Source organism: Natronosalvus rutilus, assembly GCF_024204665.1.
GTDB classification, from domain to species: Archaea; Halobacteriota; Halobacteria; order Halobacteriales; family Natrialbaceae; genus Natronosalvus; species Natronosalvus rutilus.
Genome location: NZ_CP100355.1, coordinates 3,076,156 through 3,098,311, shown reverse-complemented (window position 1 = coordinate 3,098,311; position 22,156 = coordinate 3,076,156). Strand labels below are relative to the sequence as shown.

Sequence of the window (22,156 nt, the reverse complement as noted above, 5' to 3'; positions counted from 1 at the left end):
CAGAAACGTCGGCGCTCGCTACTTGCTCATCATCGACTCGAGCGTGTTCTTGATCGACGAGGCCGGCTTCGCCAGCATGTCCAATTGTCGGCTCATTTTCCGCTGATTGAAGTAGCTCGCGAACGCCAGGATCGTCGGTGGCCAGAGGCCGACAAAGAGTCCTCGCTCCTTGTCTCCTCGCGCGAAGAAGTAATACCACGAGAGGCCGACCGACGCGGCTGCAGCCATAACCGCAGGTCCCATGGCCTGGGATCCCTTCGCTTCCATCTCGCCACTCGTCTCTCGCTCTGTGAGTCGTTGTGTACTCGCCATGCGATAGACCCATCGCCCACGCCCGTATTGGTTATAAAGCGCGTATCCCTCGGTACCGAGGGATTGGTTCCCTCGAGCGTTCGTTCCATCCGGTTCCATTGGGGTCAACGGGCGGGGAATCTTGGATTTACTGCGCGAAACAGAGCGCCCGTCGACCTCGAGCGGTACGGTTACGGTCGTCCCGCACGGACGAGTTGACGATGAAGGACGTCACGAACCTCTACCAGGAGTTCGGCGACGAACGGTTGCCACCCGGACAGCGCGAGACGTCGAAGTTCCCGGTCCTCTCGAAGGGCGAGACGCCGACGTGGGACCCCGACACCTGGGAATTTACCGTCACCGGCGCCGTCGAGAACTCCCTCTCGTTCACGTGGGAGGAGTTTCGCGACCTGCCGACAGAAACCCAGCGCCAGGACTTTCACTGCGTCACCGGGTGGAGCAAGTTCGACTGCGAGTTCACTGGCGTGCCCTTCACCGACCTGGCCGAGCGCGCCGGGGTGACGGACGACGCGGTCCACGTCATGTTCGTGGCCCTCGACGACTACACGACGGACCTCCCGCTCGAGGACTGTCTCCGCGACGAAGTGCTCTTCGCGTGGGCCTTCGACGGAAAACCGCTCGCGCGCGAACACGGTGGGCCACTTCGAGTCGTAACGCCACACCGCTACGCCTACAAGGGGGCGAAGTGGGTCACCGGCGTGGAGTTTCTGACCGAACCGGAACTGGGATACTGGGAACGACGGGGGTACTCCGAGACGGCCGATCCCTGGAAGGAAGAGCGGTACAGCTAGCTTAGACGTCTTTTCGCGTGAACCAGGCGCTGCTGGCGAGGACCAGGACGAGCGTAATCGCAACGAGAATCGCGACGCCGACGAAGTCGTACTCGCCCTGGAGGAGGATATTGTTCGGATCGTAGTAGCGCATCGGGACGACGGCCCCGAGGAACTCGTAGCCGGTCCCCTCGAGCAGCGATTCGGCGAGGAAGATTCCGAAGGTGATTCCGAGGGCGGCGCGCTGGGCAATTCCCACCCGATCGAAGACGACCGAACAGCAGAGTCCGATTCCGGCGCAGGCGAACAGGTAGGGAATCGAGAGCAGGTGGACCGCGAAGACGTCCGCCACGGAGAGCGACTCGTCGATGAGCCACCCGCCCGCGAGGATCACCGGCGGGAGGAGGAGGTTCACCGTGACGATGGGCACGGCGAGGGCGGCGAACTTCTCGACGACCAGTTGCGGTCGCGAAACCGGCATCGCCAGGATGGTGTCCATCCGGCCGCGGTCGACGTCGTCAGCGATCAGTCCGGCGGCGCTGTAGGCCAGGTAGAGCCCGAGGAGGATGACCCAGCCGAAGACGTAGAACTCGAAGGCGAGAAAGCCCTCGAGCGATGCCATCGTCTCGACGTCGAACAGCTGGAGGATCTGTGGCGGGTAGGCATCGAGGAGTTCGTCCTCCTGGAACGAGTCGCGGAAGGACGGATAGACCCAGACGATCATCGCGGCCAGCGCGATCATCCCGAGCGAAAGGTAGAGGCTGCCTTTCACCCGCTTTCGGGCCTCGTACCGGAGGAATTCAAACATCGTCCTCACCTCCGTAGAACCGCATGAAGACGTCCTCGAGTGGTGCCTCCTCGATTGAGAGGTCGAGCAGGTCGTAGGGGGCGAGGCGCTCGAGCAGGGCGTTGATGTCGCCGGTGAAGGTGAACGCGCACTCGCTGAAGTGCGCCGTCTGTTCGCCCGCGACGGCCGGGCTGTCACCGTCGCCCGTGTCGCCATTCTCGCTTCCGTTGCCTCCGCTGCTATCGCTTGTACTCGTCTCGAGGCCGTGAACGCCCTCGAGGTTGAGGACTTCGACAGGAATCGACTCGCTGGCGTGGATGCGGACGACTTTCCCGCTCCGGGTGAGCAGGGTCTCGATCGGGTCGACCGTGACCAGCCGCCCGTTACGGATGATGCCGACGCGGTCACAGAGCCGGCGAACTTCGCTCAGAATGTGCGAGGAGAAGAACGTGGTCACGCCCCGGTCGCGTTCGGCTCGCAGGAACTCCGAGAAGCGCTGTTTCATGAGCGGATCGAGCCCGCTGGTCGGCTCGTCCAGGATCACGAGGTCGGGGTCGTGCATGAACGTCGTGACGATGCCCAGCTTCTGTACGTTCCCGCGGGAGTACTCGCGTACCTGGCGGTCGAGCGGCGGATCGAACAACTCGAGCAGTTCGTCCCGGCGCTCGCCCCCTTTCACCGCGGCGTGGAGGTCGAGGATTTCGGTTCCGGTCGCCTCCTCGTCGAACCCGGGGTCGTCCGAGAGGTAGCCGACCTGGCGCCTGGCCTCGAGCAACGCCTTCCGGTCGCGGATATCCGCGCCGAGGACCTGGGCCGATCCTGCCGTCGGCGAGATGAAGCCGAGCAGCATGCGGATCGTCGTGGTCTTGCCCGCCCCATTGGGACCGAGGTAGCCGAAGATTTCGCCCCGGTCGACGGTGAGCGTGAGATCGTCGGCCGCTCGCACGTCGCCGTAGTCCTTCGTGAGCCCCTCGAGATCGATGACGGCCATACCTAAGTCTACTCAGCACGGCCATTTGGTTGTACTGGTGGAGTTACCAGTAGTCTGGGATATTTGCGGAACGATCCGGGCCGTGGCTCTCGAGGGGTTGCTACCGACCGAGGATCGAGTCTCGTGTCAGTTACCGACTGAGACTCGTTCTCGCGTCAGTCACTGACCGAGGATCGGTTCCTCGAGTTCACTTACTTCCGCGAGAATCGCCTCAACGTGGTCCTCGTCGACGCCGTTCTCGATGAGGGCCGTCTCGAGGTAAGCTGCGACGGCGTCGAAATCGGCAGGGTCGAGATCAAGATCAGCGTGTGCCTCGCGCATGTCCGCACCCGTGTACGTGACGGGACCGCCGGCCACCGAACTGATGAACTGGACCTGGTGGGCGTACAGTTCCTCCAGGTCGTAGCCCTCGAAGTAGCCCGCGAGCTGGTCGTCCGCGAGAACCTTGTCATAGAAGTCCGTGACGACCGATTCGACGGCTTTCCGTCCTCCGATTTTGGCGTACACTTGTGGTGCCATTGTCGGCCCTACCTGGTCGCGACGTTCGAATCGTTCGCCACGTTCTCACCGCGTGGGAATCGGCGAAAGCGAGCGCTTCCTGGAGATGCGTCCGGCGCCTAGTCGAGGAGCGACTGGAACGCCTACTCGAGGAGCGATCGGAGGGAGTTCCCGCCCAGCAGGCCGAGCCCGACGACGCTTGCCAGGATCGCCACGAGCGGGTTCAACAGTCCTGCAGCGGCGGCGGGAATGGTGAGCACGTTGTACGAGAAAGCGAGTCGCTCGTTTTGCTCGACCCGTTTGCTGGCGGCCGCGGCCAGTTCGAACGCCGTCTCGATCGACGCCAGGTCGTCCTCGACGATCGCCAGGTCGGAGGCGTCGGAGGCCAGGTCGGTGCCGCTTCCAAGCGAAATACCCAGGTCCGCCTCGGCCAGCGCGGGCGCGTCGTTCGTCCCGTCGCCGACCATCGCCACCCGCCCGCGCTCCCGGAGGTGGCGAACCGTCGCGACCTTCCCCTCGGGTGGGACGCCCGCGAACGCGTGGGAGACTGCCGGGTGGGCCTCAAAGGCGTCCGTGGCCTCCGGGTCGTCGCCGGTCAACACGACCACGTCTATGCCGCGCGCCTCGAGCCCCGAAAGCGTCTCCTCCCAGCCGGGGCGGGGCTCGTCGCCGACGACGATCACGCCCTCGGCGGTTCCGTCTCGACCGATGACGACGGGGAGGCGTCCGAAGCCGCGCGCCTCGCTCGCGCGGGTTTCGATGTCCTCACCCAGCGTCCACCCCCGATCGGCGAACGCGTCGGGGTGGCCGACGAGCACGCGACTGCCGCCGACGGTTCCCTCGACGGCGTTTCCGTGGCTCTCGAAGTCCGACACCCGGTTTGCGGTGGCGTGTTCGCCGGCCGCACCGCCGTCGGGGCGAGTCGCAGTATCGTCGCCACGATCGCTGTCGCTCGAGTCGGACCCACCCACGCCGTAGGTTCGAGCGATGGCGTCCGCAGCGGGATGGGACGCCCGCTGCTCGAGCGCTCCCGCCGCCGACAACAAGTCGACGGGAGCCTCGGCCTCGAGGACGGTCATCTCGCCGCGGGTGAGCGTGCCGGTCTTGTCGAAGACGATCGTGTCGATCGCTCGAAGCCGCTCAAAGACGGTCTCGTCGAAGACCACGACGCCGCGCTCCAGCGCCGCCTCGATGTTCGTCGCGATGGATAGCGGCGTCGCTACGCCGAGCAGCCAGGGGGTGCCGACCAGGACGACCGTCAGCGACCAGAGGGTCGCCTCGCCTGGACCGCGCCCGAGGACGAGCGCGACGACGCCGGCGGCGATTGTGGTGCCGACAAGCGGTCGAACGAGTCGGCCGGCCAGGTCGTCGACCCGCCGCTGGGTTCCGTGGACGGCGGTCTGGAGGTCCCAGACCGTTTCGGTGAGACGGTCGAGGCTGCTCGAGCCGCGGTCGTCGACCTCGATCACGGCGGCGTCGGCGGTCACGATCGAGCCGCCGACGACCTCGTCGCCCGCGTCTTTGGCGATGGGAACGGATTCGCCGGTCACGATTGCTTCGTCGACCGTGCAGGTCCCCTCCGCGAGGACGCCGTCGATCGGGATGCGCTCGCCCTGCTTGACGAGGACGGTGTCCCCGGCCTCGAGGTCGGCCACGTCGACGTCGGTGACTGATCCGTCGGTCTCGTATCGGCGGGCGCTGTCGACCTGGGAGATCGTGAGTTCGGTCAGGCGATCCATCGCGCGCTGTTTGGCCATCGACTCGTAGAGGATCGCACCCATGACGGCGGAGGCGACGACGAGCACGAGGTCGAAGTAGACGTTCGGGCTGGTCACGAAGACGGCGACGGAGCTGTAGAGGTAGGCACCGACGATGGTCATCGCCGCGAGCAGGTCCGTGTTCGGGCGCCGAAGCTTGAGGCTGACGTAGGCGCCCCGGAGCAGCGGCATTCCGGTGACGTAGAGGACGATTCCCGTCAGGACGAAGTAGACCCGCATGAACATGATGCCGCCGTCGGTGAAGATCGTCTGGAACGACGAGAGCGGGCCGATCGGTGCCATGTTCGCCATGTACGACGGGTAGAGCATCACGACGTAGGGCAAGAGCAGGAACGACCCGAAGACGACACCGAGGACGTACCGGACCTGACGCATGTCGTCGGTCCGTCGCTTGCGGACGCCGCTCATCTCGCGCGAGCGGCGGCTCTTTCCGATCTGGTCAGCCTGGATCTGTGATCCCGCATCCTCGCGGAGGTACGCCGTGTACCCCGTGATGCTCAGGGCGTCGCGGAGGTCCGCCGGCGAGACGGTCGCGGGGTCGTGATCGACGCGAACCGACTCGGTGACGTAACTCGCCTCGGCCTCGAGGACGCCGTCCAGGTCGGTGGCGACGGACTCGAGGTAGGCTTCGCAGGTGGCGGTGTGCATGCCGTCGACCCGGAGGTGGGTGCGTATCGGCGGGCGATCGTCCTGTTCGTCGGCTTCGGTTTCAGCGTCGGCTTCGGCTACGGCTTTGGTTTCAGATACGTCTCCCGAGGCAGCCTCGTTCGCGCCTGCAGTTGCGTCACCAGCGGCATCGTCCGGACCGCCTCCGTATGCGACGTTGGAGCCCACGCCCTCCAGGGACTCCTCCGCCTCACCGTCGGGGTCTGCTGGACCGAGGTGTTCGTCGCGTGCCTCACTCGAGGGGCCCGGAGGTCCGGATTCCACCGCGAGATCCGCCGACGGATCCGGCTCGAGCGTCTCCCAGACACGTCGACAGCCCGGCGAGCAGAACGTCGCTTCGTCCTCGAGCGTTGCCTTCTCTCCGGGCGACGGCTCGTCGACCTCCCGGCCACACAGCGAGCAGATAGTTGCCGCTGGCGCCTGGTCGTCCTCAGCCACTGCAGACCACCGGGTGGTCGGCGATCCACCCCTGTTCGAGGGTCCGTGCGAGTCGCTCGACGGGACTGCGCCGGCTGCCCGATCTCGAGACCATTGGCGACCGTAGGGACGCGAGCGGTTAAACGAGTTCGAAATCGGACCTCGAGAAAGCGACCTCGAAACGCTGAAGGCGCCCCCACACCGAAATGCGCCAATGGATCGACCGTCGGGACAGGGACGAGTCGACGCGAGCGGGCGGGCGACGGCGTCCGCGACCGGAGCGGGCCGCCGACTGGTGAGTCGGAGCCGTTCCATCGGCGACGTCTCGTTCGGGACCGCACTCGAACACGCCAGCGGAACACGGGTGCAGTGGGCGACGGCCGACGGCCTCGAACTGGTCGGCTGGGGTGAGACCGCCCGGTTGACCGCGAGCGGACCGGATCGGTTCGACGAGATTCGAGCGCAGGCAACGGCGGCGTTCGACGGCGTCGACCACGACGGGCCCGCCGTCGCCCGCCCGCGGGCGTTCGGCGGATTCGCCTTCCACGACGGCCACGAGCCGCGCGACCCCTGGACGGGGTTCACCGCGGCGACGTTCGTCGTTCCGTCGGTGATTCTCGCGCGAACTGACGAGGGAACGTGGCTCACCGCGGTCGACACGAGCGACGACGACGCGACGAGGGCACTCGAGTCCTGGTACGACCGACTTTCGGACGGACCCGCGATGCGCTCGAGCGGGACAGGCCCCGGAATCGACGACACCCGGCGAACGACATCGCGCGAGCAGTGGACCGAGGGCGTCGAAACGGCCCTCGAGCGCATCGCGGACGGCGTCCTCGAGAAGGTCGTCCTGGCCCAGGCCCTCGAGGTCGACCTCGAGACCCCCCTCGACGTGCCGGCCTGTCTCGAGCGACTGCGCCGACGGTACCCGAACTGCTACCGGTTTCTCTTCCGGGACGGCGAGAGCGGTACGTTCTTCGGTGCCCCACCGGAGCGCCTGGTCGGGAAGTCCGGCACCGACGTTCGGACGGAGGCGCTCGCGGGGTCGGCCCCTCGCGGCGACTCCAGGGAGGCCGACGAGGAACTGGCCGACCGACTCCTCGACAGCGAGAAGATCCGGCGCGAACACGGCATCGTCGTCGACACGATTCGCAACCAGCTCGAGGCGCTCGCGGCCGACATCCGTGTCGACGAGCGGCGGGTCAAACGGCTGGCCACGATTCAACACTGCTGGACCCCGATCGAGGCGACGCTCGAGGCCGGCCACCACGTGCTCGACGTCGTGGAGGCCCTGCACCCGACGCCCGCGGTGGGCGGCATTCCTCCTGGAGCCGCCTGGGAGACTATTCGCGACGTCGAGACGTTCGACCGGGGGTGGTACGCGGCGCCGATCGGCTGGTTCGACGCCGGCGGCGACGGCGAGTTCGCCGTTGGCATCCGCTCGGGGGTCGCCCGCGAGGACGCGGTGACGCTATTCGCCGGCAACGGCATCGTCGCCGACAGCGACCCCGACGACGAGTGGGACGAGGTCGTGCTCAAGTACCGACCGATCCTGGACGAACTCCGCGAGTGATCCCATGACGGCACCGAACCGCGCGACGCTCTGGGGTCGCACGCTCGTCGACGAACTGGCCGCCGGGGGCCTCGAGGCCGTCTGTCTCGCCCCCGGCAGTCGGTCGACGCCGCTGACGGTGGCGTTCGCCGAGCATCCCGAGATCGAGACGTACTCCCACCTCGACGAGCGTTCGGCGGCCTTTTTCGCTCTCGGACGCGCACGACGAACCGGCGAGCCCACGGCGCTCGTCTGCACCTCGGGAACGGCCGCGGCGAACTTCCACCCGGCGGTGATCGAGGCGAGTCAGGCCCGGGTTCCGCTGCTCGTCCTGACCGCTGACCGGCCGCCCGAACTGCGCGACAGCGGGGCGAACCAGACGGTCGACCAGGTGAAACTCTACGGCGACGCCGTTCGCTGGTACGTAGAACTCCCGGTTCCCAAACCCGACGAGCGCGCGCTTCGAAGCCTGCGGACGACGGCCGCTCGAGCGCTCGCCCGGACCTCGGGAATACCGGCCGGTCCGGTTCACCTGAACTGTCCGTTCCGAAAGCCCCTCGAGCCGACGCGAGTGCCGGACGCGGTGCCAGAAGGACTCGAGGACACGCTGGCCGGGCGGGGACGCGACGGGCCGTTTGTTCGGGTGTCTACGGGGGAGACGACCTCGACGGAGGACTCGCGAACACCCGAACGCATCGCTCGAGCGCTCGAGGACGCCGCCCGACCGCTGATCGTTGCGGGGCCCGCGGACCCGCCGGTCAGGAAATTAGCAACGAGCGCCGTCGTCGACCTTGCGACTGCCGTCGGCGCACCGATCTTCGCGGACCCGCTGTCGACGCTGCGGTTCGGGTCGCACCTCGAGACGCCGGACGAGGACGAACCGGTGGTCTACGGCGGCTACGACACGTACGTCGAGGCCGTCCCGGACCCCGACGCCGTCATCCGATTCGGCGCCTCGCCCACGTCGAAACCCCTCCGGCACGCGTTGCGGGACGCTGACTGTCGGCAGTTCCTGGTCGACCCCGCGGGCGAGTGGCGCGAGGCGACGTTCACCGCGTCGGATCTCGTCGTCTCCGAACCGACGTCCCTCTTCGAGGCCGTCTCGAGCGAACTCGAGACGGAGACGGCGCGCGCGCGAGTCGACGACGCCTGGCTCGAGACGCTCGCGGCCGCCGAAGCGCACCACTGGGCGGTTTCGACGTCAGGTCGAGCCGACCTCGAGTCCGCTCCCTTCGAGGGTGCGATTCTCGCGACAGTGTTCGAGGCCGCCCCCGACCCCTCGACTGTCTTCGTCTCCAACAGCATGCCGATTCGAGACGCCAACCGCTTCGGCGAGCCTCGAGACGCGGATCTCACCGTCCTCGCGAACCGCGGGGCCAGCGGGATCGACGGCATCGTGAGTACCGCACTGGGGGCCGGCAGCGCGACCGACGACCCGCTGGTGCTCGTCACCGGCGACCTCGCGCTCTACCACGACTCGAACGGCCTGCTCGCGCTCAAACGCTGCGGCGTCGACGCGACGATCGTCCTGCTCGACAACGACGGCGGCGGCATCTTCCACAAACTTCCCATCGAGTCGTTCGATCCTCCCTTCACGGAGCAGTTCCGGACGCCTCACGGCCTCGAGTTCGATCCCCTCGGTGAACTGTACGGATTCGACGTCCGCCACGTCGCGCCAGATAAATTCGAGGACGCCTACCGCGAGTCGTTCGCGACATCAGGGACGCAACTGCTCTCGGTGTCGTTCGACGCCGAGGCGAGCCATCGTCGGCGGGAAGTGCTCGAGGGGCGCGTCCTGGAGGCGGTTCGTGACCTCGAGTGAGAGACCTCGGCGGTACGATCCGAGTATATGCCTCGTTACCAATCCTCTTACCGCTGGCTGGGGTACTCAGACCCATAGATGGTCGAAGCCGCCGGTATCGATCTCCTGAACCTGCTGCTGGTGCTCACGCTCGCGTGGATATTCGGGCTCCTCGTCGAGCGCGTCGGCTATCCCGCCCTGATGGGGGAGATCCTCGCAGGAATCCTCTTTGGGCCCGCGCTGCTGGGGCTCTTGCACCCGAGCGAGACGCTCGACGTCTTCGCCGAGTTCGGCGTCTTCTTGCTGATGATCTACGTCGGGATGGAGGTCGACATCAACGACCTATTCGAACTCGGACCCCAGGCGCTGATGGTCGCGTTCGGCGGCTTCATCGTCCCGTTCGGACTCGGCTACCTGGTCGGCGTCTTCATCGGCGTCTCGATCGAGCAGGCGCTCTTCATCGGCATCGCCATGGCTGCAACCTCCCTGGCCACGAAGTCCAGGATTCTCGTCGACCTCGACATCCTCGACACGCGGATCGCAGGGGTGCTCCTCGGCGGTGCCCTGCTGTCCGACGTGGGGGTGATGGTCGTGTTTACTGGCGTCATGAGTTTCGTCGAAACGGGCAACGTCACCCCACTGGGCCTCGGCCTGGTCGTCGGCGAAGCCCTGTTGTACTTCGCGGCGGCGCTCGTCTTCGGCAATCGGTTCCTGCCGTACGTCTGGAGCGGGATGGAAGACTGGATGGAGCGTCATCGATTCGTCGACAAGACGTCCGCGTTCACCGTCGCGCTCATCGTCGCCCTCATCTTCGCGTTCTTTGCGGCGCTCGTCGAACTCCACATGATCATCGGCGGATTCATCGCCGGGCTGTTCCTCCGCCAGGCCCAGCTCGAGCCGGACATCTACGAGCACATGTACGACGTGATGTACGACCTGGCGATGGGGCTGTTCGCGCCGATCTTCTTCGTCACCATCGCGTTCGACCTCACGCTCGACGTGTTCACCGACAGTCTGGGACTCCTCGTGCTCATCGTCGTGACCGCATTTCTCAGCAAAATTCTCGGGAGTTGGCTGTTTACGCTTCCGACGAAACTCACCTCAAGGGAGGGCCTGGTTATCGGGTTCGGGATGAACGGCCGCGGCACCGTCGAGATCGTCATCGTCTCGATCGCGCTCTCGGCGGGCGTCATCGGCGAGGAACTCTTCTCAATTCTGGTCTTCACGGCGATTTTCACCACGGCGCTCGTCCCACCGACGGTCAAGCTAGGCGTCGAGTGGCTCGAGCGATCCGGCGAACTCGTCTTCATGGACGACGCTACCCTCGAGGTCGAGTGATCGAGTGCGACGGTCCGTCGAGAGCGAACGCGGACGAGAACCTATTTCACGACCTCGAACCCACGTCGAACCATGGTTTCGGAAACGTTCGACCCCGACCGGTGGGAGCCGGTCGAGGGGTTCGACTTCCGCGATATCACGTACCACCGCTCGCTCGAGTCGGGGACCGTCCGCATCGCGTTCGACCGCCCCGAAGTGCGCAACGCCTTTCGCCCGGGGACCGTCGACGAACTGTACGACGCCCTGGACCACGCCAAGCGCCAGACCGACGTTGGGTGCGTCCTGCTGACGGGAAACGGCCCCTCGCCGAAGGATGGCGGCTGGGCCTTCTGTTCGGGCGGCGATCAGTCGATTCGGGGCGAGGCCGGCTACGAGTACGAGGGCGACGAAGCGCGCGCGTCCGAACAGGGTCGACTGCACATCCTCGAGGTCCAGCGCCTGATCCGCCACATTCCGAAAATCGTCGTCTGCGTCGTTCCGGGCTGGGCCGTCGGCGGCGGCCACTCGCTGCACGTGGTCTGTGACCTCACGCTCGCGAGCGAGGAGCACGCGAAGTTCCTCCAGACCGATCCCGACGTAGGGAGCTACGACGCCGGCTTCGGCTCCGCCTACCTCGCCCGCCAGATCGGCCAGAAGAAAGCCCGCGAAGTGTTCTTCCTCGGGAAGACCTACTCCGCAGAGGAGGCCGCAGAGATGGGGATGGTGAACGAGGCCGTCCCCCACGAGGATCTCGAGGAGACCGCCCTCGAGTGGGCCGCAGAGATCAACGCCAAGAGCCCGAACGCGATGCGGATGCTCAAGTACGCGTTCAACATGGCCGACGATGGCTTCGTGGGGCAGCAGGTGTTCGCCGGCGAAGCGACAAGACTGGGCTACATGACCGACGAGGCCATGGAGGGCCGAAACGCCTTCAACGAGGGACGAGAACCCGACTTCTCGGAGTACCCGTGGCACTACTAGCCCGAGAGCGACGATGACCGACTCGAGCGCAACGGATCCGGGCGGGTGGCACACCTACCTCGTCACCCAGGAGTCGGTGTCGGCCGGGCGGTCGACCCTCGAGGTCGTCGACGCGGCGCTCGAGGGGGGCGTGGACGTGATTCAGCTCAGGGAAAAGGACGCGAGCGCCCGCTGTCGGTACGAACTCGGGCTCGAACTCCGCGAGCGGACCGCGGCCGCGGGCGTCCCCCTGATCGTCAACGATCGGGTCGACCTCGCGCTGGCGATCGAGGCCGACGGCGTCCACGTCGGGCAGTCCGACCTCCCCGTGGGCGTCGCTCGAGACCTCCTGGGTCCCGACGCGATCGTCGGCTGTTCGGCCTCCACCGTCGCCGACGCGAAGCGGGCGGAAGCCGACGGCGCGGACTACCTGGGCGTCGGCGCCGTCTACGCCACGTCCTCGAAGGACGTCGACCCCGACGAATCGGGCGTCGGGCCGGCACGAATCGCCAGCGTCGTCGACGCCGTCTCGATCCCCGTGATCGGCATCGGCGGGATCACCGCTGAGAACGCGAGTCCCGTCGTCGAGGCCGGTGCTGCCGGCGTCGCGGTGATCAGCGAGATTACGGCCGCCGACGATCCGAAAGCGGCGAGCGAGCGGCTGGCGACGGCGGTCCATCGCTGACAGTCACCGAAAGGCGCCACCGCGGCCGCAATGCCAACGTTAACACTCTCTCGAGTGGCACGTTCGAACAATGAGTACGGCAGAGGTATCTCGAACGAAGGCCTGGGTGATGGCCGCTCGTCCCCAGACGCTGCCGGCTGCTGCCGCGCCAGTGCTCGTGGGAACGGGTCTCGCCGTTTCCGAGGGCGTGTTCGCGGCGCTCCCCGCGCTGATGGCCTTCGTCGGGGCCGCGTTGATCCAGATTGGAACGAACTTCGCCAACGACTACTACGACGCCGTGAAGGGCGCCGACACGGACGATCGCGAGGGGTTCACCCGGGTCACCCAGTCGGGGCTGATCGACGCCGGAGCGGTCAAATTCGCGACGCTCGTCACCTTCGCCGCGGCCATCCTCTCGGGCGTTTACCTCGTCTACGTCGGCGGCCTCCCCATTCTCGTCATCGGCCTGGTGAGCGTCTTCTGCGGGTGGGCCTACACCGGCGGCCCCTATCCCCTCGGCTACCACGGCCTCGGGGACCTCTTCGTCTTCGTCTTCTTCGGCGTCGTCGCCGTCGTCGGCACCTTCTACGTCCAGGCGGCCGCCCACATCGAACCCCTGATCACGACGATTCCGGCCGGGACGATGCCTCCCGAAGCGTTTGCGGCGAGCCTCCCCGTCGCCGGCCTCTCGACGGCGATTCTCGTCGTCAACAACGTCCGCGACCTCGAGACCGACGCCGAGACGGGCAAGCGCACGCTGGCCGTACGACTGGGCTACCGATTCAGTCGGCTCGAGTTCGCGGCGCTCGTTTCCCTCGCCTACGTCGTCCCGCTCTGGTTCTGGCTCGGTTGGGGGTTCTCCGCTTCGGTGCTCCTGCCGCTCCTCACCGTCCCGTACGCGCTCGCGATCACTCGCACGGTCTGGACCAGAACCGATGGCGAGGCGCTGAACCCGGCCCTCGAGCAGACCGGGAAACTCCTGGCGGGCCACGCGCTCCTGTTCGCGATCGGTATCGCCCTCGAGGCTGGACCTTCGGTCGGAACCGGGGTGGGACTCTGATGAGCCTCGACCTCCAGTTTCGCCCCTTCGAACTCGAACTCGAGCAGCCGTTCGAGTCGGGCGACGCGACGATCACGACCCGAGAGGGGTTCCTGATTCGCGCCGAGTTCCAGGAGGTCGTCGGCATCGGCGAGGCGACCCCGCTTCCGGGCTGGACCGAATCGCTCGAGGACTGCGAGTGCGCGCTCGAGGAAGCCGTCGACGCCGCCGACGACGGGTCGGGAGCCGTCCTGGACGCGGTCGAGGACACGGCGGCGGCGAGGCACGGCGTCTCGCTGGCGATCGCCGACTGCTACGCGACCCGCGGGGCGCGTCCGCTCTATCAGTACCTGGGCGACGGCTCTCGAGTCGCCAGGGTTCCGGTCAATTCGACCGTCGGCGACGACGACGCGGACGCGACCGCGGCGGCCGCACGCGACGCCGTCGACCGCGGGTTTCGGTCGTGCAAGCTCAAGGTCGGCCGGCGTTCGGTCGACGAGGACCTGACGCGCGTCGAGCGCGTTCGGGAGGCCGTCGGCGACGACGTCGAGGTTCGGGTCGACGCGAACGGGTCGTGGACGTTCGACGAGGCCGTCGAGGCTATCCGCGGACTCGACGACGCGGACGTCTCGATCGTCGAACAGCCGCTACCGGCCGGGGCGCTCGAGGGACACGCCGACCTCCGGGGCCGCGGTCCGAAGATCGCCCTGGACGAGGGCCTGCTCGAGCACGGCGTCGACGCGATCTGCGAAGCGAGTGCCGCCGACGTGCTGATCCTGAAACCGATGGCCCTCGGTGGCCTGGACGTCGCCCGAGAAGTCGTCACCTGGACCGACGAACTCGGCCTCGAGAGCCTGGTGACGACGACCATCGACGGCGTCGTGGCGCGGACGGCGGCGGTTCACCTCGCAGCCTCGGTGCCCGACGTCCCGCCCTGTGGCCTGGCGACGGGCGAGTTGCTGAAGACGGACCTCGGCCGCGATCCCGTGCTCTTCGAGAAGGGGGCCGCCGTCGTCCCGCAGGCGAAGGGGCTCGGCATCGACGACGTGTGGGGGGCGACGTGACGGGTGCAATCGAACCAGCAGGACTCGAGTGGGCGACCGATGACCTCCTCGCGCGGCGAACGGCGACGACGCCCGAGTGGACAGCGCTGATCGATGCCGACGAGGGCAGTCGATACAGCTACGGGGACCTCGACAAGGCCGTGGACGCCCTCCTCGAGGGGCTGCCGGGCCAGCCGGGTGAACGACTCGGCATCGTCCTGACGACCCGGCCCGCGTTCGTGACGCTGCTCTTCGCGGCGATGCGCGGTCGGCGAGCTCTCGTCCTCCTGAACGTCCGCGAGACGGCCGAGGAATTGCGGTCGAAGGCGGCTCGAGCGGGTGTTTCCGCCCTGCTCTGTGAGGACGAGACCGAGGGGCTGGCACGCGACATCGGCGGCGAGTCTGTTCCGATTTACTCGGTGGACGGCAAACAGGGCGGGAACGACTCGAGTCCGCTCGCGTCGCTGGCACCCCTCGAGCCGAACGCGGAGCGAGACCGGTCACTCGAGTCGTGTGTGGGACGAGACCCGACACTCGAGCCGGAGCCGGGCACGGGAGGTGAGACGAATCGAACCCCAGAGCTGGCCAACCCAGACGGGCGCAACAGCGGTAAGGAACTCCTCATCGCCTTCACCTCGGGCACCACCGGCGAACCCAAGGGCGTCCGCCTCACTACCGAGAACCTCGTCTCGAGCGCCACGGCGTCGGCGTTCAGACTCGGCGTCGACCCCGACGACCGCTGGCTCTGCTGTCTCCCCATGTACCACGTCGGGGGGCTGGCGCCGGTCTTCCGGTCGGCGCTGTACGGGACGACGGTCGTCCTCCAGCGCGAGTTCGACCCGGACGCGACCGCACGGACGATGGAATCGCACGACGTGACTGGCGTCTCGCTCGTCCCGACGATGCTCTCGCGGTTGCTCGAGGCCGACTGGCGGCCGCCGACAAGCCTCCGGTTCGTCCTGCTCGGCGGCGCTCCCGCGAGCCCGGACCTGATCGACCGCTGTGGGCGACGTGGCGTCCCTGCATGCCCGACTTACGGCATGACCGAGACGGCCTCCCAGATCGCGACGGCGACGCCCGAGGAGGCGGTGGCCCACGAGGGTACCGTGGGCCGCCCCCTCGTCTGCACGGAGGTGACGATTCTCGACGACGACGGTGACCCCGTCGAGGCGGGCGAGATGGGCGAAATCGTCGTCTCCGGCCCGACCGTGACGCCGGGTTACCTCGAGGCCGAGCGAACGCGGGCCGCGTTCGACGAGCGTGGCCTCCACACGGGCGACCTCGGCCAGCGCGACCAGGACGGTCGCCTCTGGATTCTCGACCGGCAGAGCGACCGGATCGTCACTGGCGGCGAGAACGTCGATCCGACGGCAGTCGCGACCGTTCTCGAGGACCATCCCGCGGTGTCGGCCGCCGCCGTCGTCGGCTTATCTGACGAGGAGTGGGGCGAGCGCGTCGGCGGGCTGGTCGTCGCCTCGAGCGGGGAAGAGGTCGATCCGTACGCGCTCAGAGCGTACTGCCGCGACCGCCTGGCCGGGTTCAAGTGTCCGAAGACGATCGGGGTCGCGTCGTCGCTCCCGCGAACACACTCCGGAACCGTCGACCGCGAGCAGGTCCGCGGGCGGCTCGAGGAGGTGGGCGTCGACGTCTCGAGCGGCCGGTGAGGTGCCGAACGGGCGTCGATATCTCGAGTGACCGATGAAATGCCGAGCGGTCAGTGCGGTCTGCTAAAGCGCTAAGGGCGTCGCGCCCGTCCTTTTCAGCGTGTGCACCCTGACGCTCGCCTGGCAGGTGTTCGAGGAAGCGCCGGTCGTCGTCGCCGCCAACCGCGACGAGGGCCTCGAGCGACCGAGCGACTCCCCGGATCTGTACGCGACCGACCCCCTCGTCGTCGCCCCGCGTGACGCCGAGGCCGGCGGTACCTGGATCGGGTTCAACGACCACGACCTGTTCGTGGGAATTACGAACCGGTGGACCGACGCCGATCTCGCGGGCGAGCGCTCTCGCGGCCGCCTCGTCGCCGACGCGCTCTCACGGCCCTCCGCGCACGAGGCCCGGACGTTCGTGGCGGAGGCCGTCGACGCCGTGGAGTTCGCGGGCTTCAGTCTCGTGGTGGCCGACCGCGACGACGCCTTCGTCCTGGAGTGGGACGGCAGGCTGCGGACGACGACGCTCGAGCCAGGGATCCACGTCGTCGTCAACGTTGGCTTCGACGAGACGTTCGAGATTCCACACGGACGTGCGGACGCCGCGACGACCCAGGCCGAGAACGCCCGCCGCGTACAGCGGGAGCTCTCCGGCGCGGTTGCCGGTCTGGTCTCCGACGCTGACGAGACCTCCCTGAACGACGGCGTCCAGTCTTCGGACGCAGACCCGATCCGCACGCCGGCGCTCGAGTGGCTCGGGCGGGCCCGGACCGTCCTCGGCGATCACGAGTACGGCGTCTGCGTCCACGGGGACGGGTACGGCACGCGATCGTCGTCGCTGATCGTCCTCGGGGACCGGCGAGGGTACGCGTTCGCCGACGGTCCGCCGTGTCGAACGCCGTATCGGGACGTCGAGGTCGACGCCGGGGGTCGCCTGGAGCGCCCACTCGAGGCGCTGGCCACAAACCTGACCGACCGCGAAGGGCACATTTAAGCGGCTTGCGACCGGTGGATGGAGTATGAACGCGCCGGAACCAGGACCGATTGGTACGGTCGGAGGGGAGTCGCGATGAGCGTCTCGGCCGCCGAAGCGGAGCTGTCAGAAGACGAGTTCGCGGGTCTCGAACTCGTCCGCCAGACGAGCGGGATCCACCAGAGCGACTTCTGGAAGGAACTCGGCGTCTCCTCGCGTAAGGGAAGTCGGATCGTCGAGTCGCTGGTGGAAAAGGACCTCGTCGACCGCGAGGAGACCGTCTACAACGGACACAACACCTACTACATTTCGCCGACGGCTCGAGACCTCGATTTCACCCTGCTGATGGCCGGCGACATGCTCTCGCCGTTCATCGGAGAGGAGGAGGTCGATCCCAATAGCGACGCCTTCTCCCAGTGGATCATGAACCTGGCCTACCAGGAGTGACGGCTCGCAGTTCGCGTTTCGCGGTTCGCTGATTTTCGCCCAGAAATCGGATCGGTTTCAAACGCCGTCGGGACGCCGTTCGATCAGTACGAACGGATCTCGCTCGCGGTTGTAGTAAGGAACGTCGCCGTCGATGGCCTCGATGAGGCGGCGGTGGACCTCGCGCGCTGCCCGTCCTTCGTCGGGGCTGAGGTGGTGAAGTCCGCGCATGTCGAGCCAGAAGTCGCCGTCGAGCCAGAGGAGCGTCTCGTCGTTCGACTGGTAGACCATCTCGCCTTCGTCGGTCAGCCGGTCGATCGCCAGCTGGCGGCCCGAGAGCTGGGCGCGTGCGAGCACGGCGACGAGCTGGCGTCGCGAGACCGGCGCGTGGAGGGCAACGTCGTCAATCGCCTCGCCGAAGTACTCCTCGACGAGGTCGCAGGCGCGAGAGAACTCGTCGAACTCGATTTCCTCAAACTCGACTTCCAGATCCGGTATAATCTTCATAGATGCCTTCCGCTATACGCTCATGTCACGATTCGTGAATCTAGTATATAAATCTACGTAGAGCGCTACTCGAGCGCGCTCGCCGCACGGACGAGGCGGCGCTCGCCGAAGGCGGGGCCGACGAACTGGATGCCCACTGGGAGGCCGTCGGTTTCACCGGCGGGTGCCGAAATCGCCGGAAGGTCCGCCAGGTTGACCGGGACCGTGTTCGCGTCGGCCAGATACATCTGCAGCGGGTCGTCGAGGCTCTCGCCGAGTTCGAACGGCGTGACCGGCATCGTCGGCGAGGCGAGCACGTCGGCCTCCTCGAGCGCCGCGTCGAAGTCCTGTTTGACCCACGCGCGGGCGTCCTGAGCCTTCTTGTAGTACTTGTCGTGGTAACCCGCCGAGAGCGCGTAGGTGCCGAGGAGGATGCGGCGTTTGACCTCGGGGCCGAATCCTTCCGCGCGCGCCTGCGAGAACGACTCGTTCCAGTTGCCTTCGTAGCCTCCCGAGTGGCCGTACCGGACGCCGTCGAAGCGCGCCAGGTTCGAGGACGCTTCGGACATCGCGATCACGTAGTACGCCTCGACGGCGTGTTCGACGGAGGGGAGACTGACCTCGTGGGTGGTCGCTCCCTGGTCCTCGAGCGTGCCGATGGCGTCCCAGAAGGTCTCGACGACGCCCTCGTCGGCGCCCTCGAGCAGTTCCGTAGGGATACCGATGGTGAGGCCGTCGACGTCGCCGTCGGCCGCTTCGGCGTACGATCCGCGGTCGGCGTTGGGGTCCTCGCGGGTCGTCCCATCGTACTCGTCGGGCCCGGCGACGACGTCGAGGAGGGCCGCAGCCCCTTCCGTGGTGGCCGCCAGCGGACCGATCTGCTCGAGGCTGTTGGCATAGGCGACGAGGCCATATCGGGAAACGAGCCCGTAGGTCGGCTTGATGCCGACGACGCCGCAGAACGCGGCGGGACAGCGGATCGACCCGCCGGTGTCCGAACCCAGCGCGAGGTCGGCCTCGCCGGCCGCGACGGCCGCGGCGGAGCCACCGGAGGAGCCACCGGGGACGTGTCCCGGTGCGGCGGGGTTGTCCGTCGGGCCGAAGTGGGAGGTTTCGGTGGTGGTTCCCATGCCGAACTCGTCCATGTTCGCCTTGCCGACGATGGTGGCGCCCGCCTCGGAGATACGGTCGACGACCGTGGCGTCGTACGGCGGTACGTACTCCTCGAGCATCCTCGACCCGCAGGTGGTTCGCACGTCCGCCGTGGAGATGTTGTCCTTGACCGCGACCGACTGGCCGGCCAGCGGCCCGTCGTCGGCCCCGTCGATGGTCGCCTCGGTGATGAAGATGTCCTCGCTCATGGCTGATCAGGAGACGTTCGGCCCCTTGAAGTAGTCGTCTTCGCTGTCCGGCGCGTTCCGGAGCGCCGCGTCCGTCTCGAGGCTCTCCCGGACCTCGTCGGCGCGCATGACGTTCGTCAGGTCGGCGTCGGTGTCGACGTCCGGAACCGAATCGAGCGTCTCGAAGGCGGCCAGGATGTCGGCGAACTGCTCGGTGAACTGGTCGACCTCATCGTCCTCGAGATCGACCCGGGCCAGCGCCGCGACGTGGCGGACAGCCTCGGGGGTGACGGCGTCCTCGGTCATATGCGACCACTACGGGCATTGGGGAGTAAGGGTTTCGATACGCCGGGGGCCGGACGAGTTATTGTCCCCGGCGTGCTCGCGTTCGAGTCCGAATGTTCCTCGAGCACTCGCGCAAATCGCGTCCCCTTCAGGCCCGCCTTGACTCTCCTGAAACGAGGGATTTCCGCCGCTCGAGGGGCGTTAACGACCCCATAGTAAGGGTAGGGGGTCTCGATATACCTCGTATGGAATGCGATAACTGTGCCACGAACGACTCGGTCGCGTACACGCTCAAGACGCACCTCGAGAGCGAGCCATCGGAGACGGTCGACCTGCACTTCTGTTCCTCGCGCTGTCTCGGAGACTGGACCTGAGCCCGCACCTCGAGTCGTCGACCGCCCGTTCTGCGCGGCCATTCTATCGATCAGTTATCGCTCGAGCACAGCGACTCCACGTACGTCGTGACGTGGTCGTCCATCCGTCGCTTGTAGCCGGCCTGACGAGCGAGACGGTCGAGTTCGCGAGCGACGAGGCTGCCGTACTGGACGGCTTTCTTCTCTCGACGGGCAACGGAGTCGGGCAGGTATCGGCTCGCGACCGCCCGAAGCGCGCGCTTTCGTTCGTCCTCGTCGGCGAGCAAGTGCGGGGGGAGCGCAAGCGCCGCCTCGACGACGGCGTCGTGGAGCAGCGGCGCGACGGGTTCGACGCCGGCGGCTTCGACGGCCAGGACGTCCCGCGGTAGCTGTTCCGAGAGCGTCTCGATCTGTTCTTGAACCGCACCGCGGACCGTCTCGGACTCGACCCGGTGATCGAGGTGGACGACCTTCTCGTAGCCGCCGAAGAGTTCGTCGGCCCCCTGGCCGACGGCCATCGCGTCGAAGCCGTCCGCGGCGATTCGTTCGGCCACGAGGTACAATGGCAGGGCGATCTGAACGTCCATGGCGTTCGTTCGCCCGATAGCGCGGGCGACCGCGGGAGTCGCGCGTTCGAGGTCGCTCGGCTCGAGGGAGACGACGGTCAGGTCTCGTCCCATCGCCTCGGCAGCCGTACGGGCGGCTTCGACGTCGTGACAGCCCTGGAAGCCGACGACGTAAAGTGGCGCGTCGAGCAACTCGGCGACGAGCGCCGAGTCGACCCCGCCGGAGAAGGCGACGGCGACGTTCTGTACGTCGACGGCGTCGATAGCGGTGGTGATGGCATCGTCGACGGCGTCGATGGCGGTGGCATCGTCGCCTCCGCTGGCTTCCGGTTCCAAGACGTCGATTTCGGGAATGGACCAGACCTGTTCGAGCCCCGCCGGTCCCAGGCGGGAGCCCGCGGGAACGAGCGCTGGCTCCGCCAGGGGAATGGGCGAAAACGCCACCCGGTCGGGGGCCAACGAGACGTCTCCCTCGAGGACTGGTTCCTCGACGAACAGTGGAACGCGCCCGAGGACGTCACGCACGAGCGCGCCGTCGATCCAGCCGGCGAAGCCCGCGGTTCCGGGGAAGGGGTCGCACGTCTCGAGGGCGTCGCGGACGAGGGTACTCGAGGCGCCCCGGAGAGGGCGTCCTTCGGTATCGCCACGGGAATCGAAGTCCGTCATCGAAACAGCTGGAAGACGCCACCCTTGATCCGGCGCTTGACGCCGCCGGCGGCCTGCCGGAAGCTGATGTGCCAGGGTGTTCGCTTCCCCTCGATCGTCGTCCGTCCGTCGGCGATGGCCTCGAGGATCCCGTCGGCCGAACGGTCGTCGGTGTCGACGCGGGTGACTGCCTGGCCGACCATCTCACCAATGTGGGCGTCGCTCCCGGCGGTCATCGGCAGGTTTCGAGCGCGCGCGAAGCGTTCGGCCTGGCGGTTCGCCCGCCCGGTCAGCAGTCGGGAGTTGTACACCTCGATCGCGTCTGCCTGTGCGAGGTCGGCGCGCGACACGCGGGCCATCACCCCGTGCCGGGATTCCTGGAACGGGTGGGGGACGACGGCGATGCCGCCCTGCTCGCGGATCGCCTCGAGGGTGGATTTGTAGGAGAGCCCCGGCGGAACGGCCTCGGAGATGCCGAAGCCGAGCACGTGGCCCGCTTTGCTCGAGATCTCCATGCCTGGAATGCCTACGAGGCCGTAGTTCGGGGCCCGTTCGACGGCCTCGAGGCTCGCGGCGATTTCGTCGTGATCGGTGATCGCGATGGCGTCGAGGCCGACGGCCGAGGCCTGCTCGAGAATGAACTCGACCGGGTCGCGGCCGTCGTACGAGAGCGACGAGTGGACGTGGAGTTCGACCGACAACACGGTTCTCTGGGTCGTACTCGTGGCGGGCCGGACAAAATACTGCCGATCGGTTGCGGCCGGTGGTAGTCTCTGAATTGTGCGTATCTGGCTCTAACTATACATTGTATAGTGTCGTTCGATACTGAATCGCTCTCGAG

22 protein-coding genes are annotated in these 22,156 nt (G+C 67.2%); 12 read left to right on the top strand and 10 right to left on the bottom strand.

Annotated elements, in window-relative coordinates:
* Positions 1 to 18: 18 nt before the first annotated feature.
* Positions 19 to 312, bottom strand: coding sequence for a hypothetical protein (locus NGM29_RS14945; RefSeq protein WP_254157193.1), 294 nt, complete (start codon positions 310 to 312; stop codon positions 19 to 21).
* A 200-nt stretch (positions 313 to 512) separates the two neighbouring features.
* Between NGM29_RS14945 and NGM29_RS14940 the strand changes: the two genes are divergently transcribed.
* Positions 513 to 1,103 carry a sulfite oxidase-like oxidoreductase gene (locus tag NGM29_RS14940; protein WP_254157192.1) on the top strand — a complete coding sequence of 197 codons (591 nt, stop codon included), beginning with the start codon at positions 513 to 515 and terminating at the stop codon, positions 1,101 to 1,103.
* A 1-nt stretch (position 1,104) separates the two neighbouring features.
* Here the strand turns inward: NGM29_RS14940 and NGM29_RS14935 are convergent, their stop codons facing one another.
* The 4 genes from NGM29_RS14935 to NGM29_RS14920 all read right to left on the bottom strand — a co-directional run bounded on the left by NGM29_RS14935 (position 1,105) and on the right by NGM29_RS14920 (position 6,240).
* On the bottom strand, positions 1,105 to 1,890 hold the full coding sequence (locus NGM29_RS14935) for an ABC transporter permease (protein ID WP_254157191.1): 786 nt from the start codon (positions 1,888 to 1,890) through the stop codon (positions 1,105 to 1,107).
* A complete protein-coding gene (locus NGM29_RS14930) occupies positions 1,883 to 2,860 on the bottom strand; it encodes an ABC transporter ATP-binding protein (RefSeq protein WP_254157190.1) in 978 nt (325 codons plus the stop codon). The genes NGM29_RS14935 and NGM29_RS14930 overlap by 8 nt, the downstream gene beginning before the upstream one ends.
* A gap of 159 nt (positions 2,861 to 3,019) precedes the next feature.
* Entirely contained in the window at positions 3,020 to 3,379 is a 360-nt protein-coding gene (locus NGM29_RS14925) for a group I truncated hemoglobin (RefSeq protein ID WP_254157189.1), read from the bottom strand.
* A 122-nt stretch (positions 3,380 to 3,501) separates the two neighbouring features.
* Positions 3,502 to 6,240, bottom strand: a complete 2,739-nt coding sequence (locus NGM29_RS14920) for a heavy metal translocating P-type ATPase (protein WP_254157187.1) — start codon at positions 6,238 to 6,240, stop codon at positions 3,502 to 3,504.
* A gap of 193 nt (positions 6,241 to 6,433) precedes the next feature.
* Here NGM29_RS14920 and NGM29_RS14915 point away from each other — a divergent pair, with 193 nt between their 5' ends.
* From NGM29_RS14915 to NGM29_RS14870, 10 genes are all read left to right on the top strand, one after another.
* Complete coding sequence (locus NGM29_RS14915) at positions 6,434 to 7,792, top strand: isochorismate synthase (protein WP_254157186.1); 1,359 nt, start codon at positions 6,434 to 6,436, stop codon at positions 7,790 to 7,792.
* A gap of 4 nt (positions 7,793 to 7,796) precedes the next feature.
* On the top strand, positions 7,797 to 9,593 hold the full coding sequence (gene menD, locus NGM29_RS14910) for a 2-succinyl-5-enolpyruvyl-6-hydroxy-3-cyclohexene-1-carboxylic-acid synthase (RefSeq protein ID WP_254157185.1): 1,797 nt from the start codon (positions 7,797 to 7,799) through the stop codon (positions 9,591 to 9,593).
* A 78-nt stretch (positions 9,594 to 9,671) separates the two neighbouring features.
* Positions 9,672 to 10,910, top strand: coding sequence for a cation:proton antiporter (locus NGM29_RS14905; RefSeq protein WP_254157184.1), 1,239 nt, complete (start codon positions 9,672 to 9,674; stop codon positions 10,908 to 10,910).
* A gap of 72 nt (positions 10,911 to 10,982) precedes the next feature.
* Positions 10,983 to 11,870, top strand: a complete 888-nt coding sequence (locus tag NGM29_RS14900; protein WP_254157183.1) for a 1,4-dihydroxy-2-naphthoyl-CoA synthase — start codon at positions 10,983 to 10,985, stop codon at positions 11,868 to 11,870.
* A 13-nt stretch (positions 11,871 to 11,883) separates the two neighbouring features.
* Positions 11,884 to 12,534, top strand: coding sequence for a thiamine phosphate synthase (gene thiE / locus NGM29_RS14895; RefSeq protein WP_254157182.1), 651 nt, complete (start codon positions 11,884 to 11,886; stop codon positions 12,532 to 12,534).
* Positions 12,535 to 12,604: 70 nt separating this feature from the next.
* Positions 12,605 to 13,573, top strand: a complete 969-nt coding sequence (locus tag NGM29_RS14890; protein WP_254157181.1) for a 1,4-dihydroxy-2-naphthoate polyprenyltransferase — start codon at positions 12,605 to 12,607, stop codon at positions 13,571 to 13,573.
* Positions 13,573 to 14,616, top strand: a complete 1,044-nt coding sequence (locus NGM29_RS14885; protein ID WP_254157179.1) for a mandelate racemase/muconate lactonizing enzyme family protein — start codon at positions 13,573 to 13,575, stop codon at positions 14,614 to 14,616. Before NGM29_RS14890 ends, NGM29_RS14885 begins: the two co-directional genes overlap by 1 nt.
* Complete coding sequence (locus NGM29_RS14880; RefSeq protein ID WP_254157177.1) at positions 14,613 to 16,259, top strand: class I adenylate-forming enzyme family protein; 1,647 nt, start codon at positions 14,613 to 14,615, stop codon at positions 16,257 to 16,259. Before NGM29_RS14885 ends, NGM29_RS14880 begins: the two co-directional genes overlap by 4 nt.
* A gap of 100 nt (positions 16,260 to 16,359) precedes the next feature.
* Positions 16,360 to 17,235, top strand: a complete 876-nt coding sequence (locus NGM29_RS14875; protein ID WP_254157175.1) for an NRDE family protein — start codon at positions 16,360 to 16,362, stop codon at positions 17,233 to 17,235.
* Positions 17,236 to 17,310: 75 nt separating this feature from the next.
* Positions 17,311 to 17,661 (top strand): helix-turn-helix transcriptional regulator, encoded by a 351-nt coding sequence (locus NGM29_RS14870; protein ID WP_254157173.1) that lies wholly within the window; start codon positions 17,311 to 17,313, stop codon positions 17,659 to 17,661.
* Positions 17,662 to 17,718: 57 nt separating this feature from the next.
* Here the strand turns inward: NGM29_RS14870 and NGM29_RS14865 are convergent, their stop codons facing one another.
* The 3 genes from NGM29_RS14865 to gatC all read right to left on the bottom strand — a co-directional run bounded on the left by NGM29_RS14865 (position 17,719) and on the right by gatC (position 19,772).
* A complete protein-coding gene (locus NGM29_RS14865) occupies positions 17,719 to 18,147 on the bottom strand; it encodes a DUF8048 family protein (protein ID WP_254157172.1) in 429 nt (142 codons plus the stop codon).
* Positions 18,148 to 18,212: 65 nt separating this feature from the next.
* Entirely contained in the window at positions 18,213 to 19,487 is a 1,275-nt protein-coding gene (gene gatA, locus NGM29_RS14860; RefSeq protein ID WP_254157171.1) for an Asp-tRNA(Asn)/Glu-tRNA(Gln) amidotransferase subunit GatA, read from the bottom strand.
* A 6-nt stretch (positions 19,488 to 19,493) separates the two neighbouring features.
* On the bottom strand, positions 19,494 to 19,772 hold the full coding sequence (gene gatC, locus NGM29_RS14855; RefSeq protein ID WP_254157170.1) for an Asp-tRNA(Asn)/Glu-tRNA(Gln) amidotransferase subunit GatC: 279 nt from the start codon (positions 19,770 to 19,772) through the stop codon (positions 19,494 to 19,496).
* A gap of 224 nt (positions 19,773 to 19,996) precedes the next feature.
* Between gatC and NGM29_RS21185 the strand changes: the two genes are divergently transcribed.
* Positions 19,997 to 20,125: a hypothetical protein gene (locus NGM29_RS21185; RefSeq protein WP_256499061.1), complete on the top strand. Its 129-nt coding sequence runs from the start codon at positions 19,997 to 19,999 to the stop codon at positions 20,123 to 20,125.
* Positions 20,126 to 20,175: 50 nt separating this feature from the next.
* On the opposite strand, the gene NGM29_RS14850 is transcribed toward NGM29_RS21185, so the two are convergent.
* Together NGM29_RS14850 and NGM29_RS14845 are read right to left on the bottom strand one after the other, a co-directional pair.
* Positions 20,176 to 21,336 carry an asparagine synthase C-terminal domain-containing protein gene (locus NGM29_RS14850; protein WP_254157169.1) on the bottom strand — a complete coding sequence of 387 codons (1,161 nt, stop codon included), beginning with the start codon at positions 21,334 to 21,336 and terminating at the stop codon, positions 20,176 to 20,178.
* Complete coding sequence (locus NGM29_RS14845) at positions 21,333 to 22,019, bottom strand: CehA/McbA family metallohydrolase (protein ID WP_254157168.1); 687 nt, start codon at positions 22,017 to 22,019, stop codon at positions 21,333 to 21,335. The genes NGM29_RS14850 and NGM29_RS14845 overlap by 4 nt, the downstream gene beginning before the upstream one ends.
* Positions 22,020 to 22,156: the final 137 nt, after the last annotated feature.